The following is a 3,064-nucleotide window of genomic DNA, read 5'->3' on the forward strand; positions in this document are numbered from 1 at the left end:
AAAGTCCCACGGTGTAATGCTTGTAGGTTGGGTTGACGAAGGAAACCCAACTAATTAAGCGATTAAGCTAGGTTTTCTTCAAATCAAGCCAATCGCTACACATATAAGGAAAATTTATCACCTTATGTACGGGAGAGCCGATAAAAGTATACCAGAAAAAGGCGCGATCACATGGAATTGGTTTGAGTGCGATCGCTCGTCGATATTGCATGGTGGAATCGTGCCAGATTGTGGCTCACTATAGGCACATACCCAAAATCGATAGACAAATAATTTTCAGCTAATTATCATGGAACTATTCGTCTGTATGATTGGGCGGTAGCCATGTCTCTCAACCTTCGCAACATTCATCCCCTATCTGAGTTTCAACGAAGCGCCAAAGCGTTTTTAACCACTCTCAAAGACACCCAAGCACCCATCGTGCTGACGGTGAACGGCAAAGCCGCCGTCGTCGTCCAAGACGCGGAAAGCTACCAACGCCTCCTAGAACGCATCGAACTCTTAGAATCCCTAGCCGGAATTCGCAAAAGCCTAGATGAATTTGAACAGCATCAGGGAATGCCCTTAGACGAAGCCTTTGTGCAATTACGTCAAAAGTATGGCATACCGGATTGAAATCTCACCCACTGCCATAGCGGATGTCGAGGGTATTTTTCTGTGGATGAAGGACTACTCAGTCGATCAAGCTCATCAGTGGGTTAGAGGCTGCTACGAAATCATGCTAACCCTAGAGAACTTTCCCAATCGCTGCCCCCTCGCAATCGAAAGCCAATACCTAAATCGACCTGTGCTAAATGAAACGCATCAGCAAAGTCTAAACCATTTTCATGCCATTGAATAACTTGAGCAATCAAGCTAGCATTGCCAACATAAACAGTTGGCAAACCCAACAAGTTTCTCAACCCTTTGCAGATATCCGTTGGTTTAAACTTATAAGCAAAACGCAACACCCATTCGGTTTCCAGAATTACCGTATCTGGAATAACAACATTTGTATCAACCGCGATCGTGCCAGAACTCCTCTATCCCTTGGCGAATAGCATCATCCATATCTTCAAGACTTTTAGGCATAAACAGAATTATACACCCAAATAAACAATGGTAGGGGCTTGGTTACCAAGCCCCTCAAAGCTGGGTTACTGTTCTTAAATTACGGAAGCTGAGAAATTGCTGCCTGTTGATAGTAGTGACTCAAAATCTGTTGATAGTTAACACCCTGTTGCGCTAAATTATGCGCCCCCCATTGACTTAATCCTAATCCGTGACCATAGCCGCGACCACTAACTTGAAAACTCCCACCCATATTACTCACCGTAAACAGCGTACTTTTCAGTCCCAGCGCCTTACGCATATCATTGCCACTAACCCGCTTACTCCCGCCTGTTCCCTTTACTCTCATGGTGACAACGCGCCCATGGGGAGTTGTCCGTTCTGGGGTCATAGAAGTGACGCGCCCAACTCCACCAATCCGGCGTCCTAATTCGCTACCGGAAAAGGTTTGAGTCCACTGAAAGACAGGTGCGCCCACATCATAATCGGGAACTCCTCGCAGATAGGCTAGGGGTTTACTCCAAATATCTTCCACATTTTCTGTATGTCCACCCGACGAGGAATGGAAAACGGATAGAATCACATCACCGCCGTAGGTCAAAATCTGTCCGGCTGTGGCGTTGACGGCGGTATGAGTGCTTTCGGCTTCAGTTTCCAGTCCTTTGTACACTTGCCACTTAACTGTATCACCGACATCGTAGACGCTATTCCCTGATTCAGCTCGTTTATAGAGGGCGTAGGTACGAGCCGCAACAGCTTGGGCTTTGAGGGATTCTTGGGGCCAACTCGGACTCATTTCTGAACCAATCACGCTGTAGAGATATTGCTCAAAGTCCACATGATTAACCACCGTTAATCGTCCCCCCGTCGCTACTAATCGAGTCCGCCCCCGATACCAGCGATCGCCTATCCAAACCAAACCATCCTCAGTGGGTTCAATCCACAGTGATCCCGAACGCCAATTTCCTAACCGAACCTGACTTCCTCCAGATTGGGCGTCAAAACCATTCATCGGCGCCAGTTCTCCCACAGGTTGACCCGCGCTATCGCGAACAATGGCTTTGGTTGAACTTCCCACCTTAACGCGACTGACGCCTTCTTCAATCGCCACCCGTAATTCTGTTAGGGCTTGGGCGGGACTGACTACGATCATCCACAATAAAAAAGAGAGCCACCAATGAGGCCCTCCAGAGCGAATCATTAACTTGAGCATATCTACCACAGTGAAGGGAAAACGTCTAGATCTCATCTGTAAAACTTCCTCATCCGAAGACTACTCTCGGTTTCATAATTAACAGAGATGGAATTGCCAATCTTGGTCATCGCTAGATTATTCCGTTCCCGATACTGGAACCAAGAATCCGCACGCTGATTTTTGCTCTGGCTAAGATTGCATCCCTTAAAAAGATTGACAGGCATATTTCTAACATGTTTCTTGCTCATCGGCTAGTGCGGGGCGATCCCAGCGGTATAATCTCCTGTCGGGAAAATCTCTCCCATCCCATTTCCTAGAATCCTAGTCCCTAGTTCCTGTTCCCTAGTTCCTGTTCCCTATTTTCTAATCATGGACAAACCAAACGAGTTGATTCAAACTCCCCAGCCCCCTCTGGTTGAACCCAAGATTCTCCAGCAACTCTCGGAAGAAGTGGTGCTTTCACCCTCTTATTTAGTGTTAATGGGCATGGCGGGCATTTTATCCGCCATTGCCTTGTTGACCAATTCGATTCCAATTCTGATTGGTTCGATGATTATTGCCGCTTCTAAAAACCTAGACAAACCTACCCATCAGTAATTCTGCCTTGGTATAAGTCCACGGTGTAACTTTTGGTCGATAACCGTTAACGCTTGCGCTTGGCTGATACCCGGCGTTGTTGCTCGATATCAGCCTTAACCAACGGCTCCCAGTTAGAGACGCAGTAGTAATCGTGTCTACGATTGACTACAGGGCATCGACCAATAAAATTATTAAATTGATATAGAGCACTCCATACGTGCTTTCTCGGATTCACTCCGA

At 46.8% G+C, this 3,064-nt stretch carries 3 protein-coding genes and 1 pseudogene; 2 read left to right on the forward strand and 2 right to left on the reverse strand.

Going from position 1 to position 3,064, the window contains the following annotated elements; all coding sequences use genetic code 11:
* Nucleotides 1–324 precede the first annotated feature (324 nt).
* Nucleotides 325–615 carry a type II toxin-antitoxin system Phd/YefM family antitoxin gene (locus RH949_RS11295; RefSeq protein WP_446353132.1) on the forward strand — a complete coding sequence of 97 codons (291 nt, stop codon included), beginning with the start codon at nt 325–327 and terminating at the stop codon, nt 613–615.
* A gap of 170 nt (nt 616–785) precedes the next feature.
* On the opposite strand, the pseudogene RH949_RS11300 reads toward RH949_RS11295, so the two are convergent.
* Nucleotides 786–992: pseudogene (locus tag RH949_RS11300) on the reverse strand (PIN domain nuclease); the annotation flags it as partial.
* A gap of 158 nt (nt 993–1,150) precedes the next feature.
* Nucleotides 1,151–2,299 (reverse strand): SpoIID/LytB domain-containing protein, encoded by a 1,149-nt coding sequence (locus RH949_RS11305; protein ID WP_446353134.1) that lies wholly within the window; start codon nt 2,297–2,299, stop codon nt 1,151–1,153.
* Between the two features lie 315 nt (nt 2,300–2,614).
* Here RH949_RS11305 and RH949_RS11310 point away from each other — a divergent pair, with 315 nt between their 5' ends.
* Complete coding sequence (locus RH949_RS11310; protein WP_446353136.1) at nt 2,615–2,842, forward strand: hypothetical protein; 228 nt, start codon at nt 2,615–2,617, stop codon at nt 2,840–2,842.
* Nucleotides 2,843–3,064 lie beyond the last annotated feature (222 nt).

It is taken from the genome of Coleofasciculus sp. A1-SPW-01 (assembly GCF_040217205.1).
Taxonomy (GTDB): Bacteria; Cyanobacteriota; Cyanobacteriia; order Cyanobacteriales; family Coleofasciculaceae; genus Coleofasciculus; species Coleofasciculus chthonoplastes_A.

Bases quoted from the DNA above. Each gene is read 5' to 3' on its own strand.
- RH949_RS11295 (WP_446353132.1), top strand. From the start codon at position 325: ATGTCTCTCAACCTTCGCAACATTCATCCCCTATCTGAGTTTCAACGA.
- RH949_RS11305 (WP_446353134.1), bottom strand. From the start codon at position 2,299: ATGAGATCTAGACGTTTTCCCTTCACTGTGGTAGATATGCTCAAGTTA.
- RH949_RS11310 (WP_446353136.1), top strand. From the start codon at position 2,615: ATGGACAAACCAAACGAGTTGATTCAAACTCCCCAGCCCCCTCTGGTT.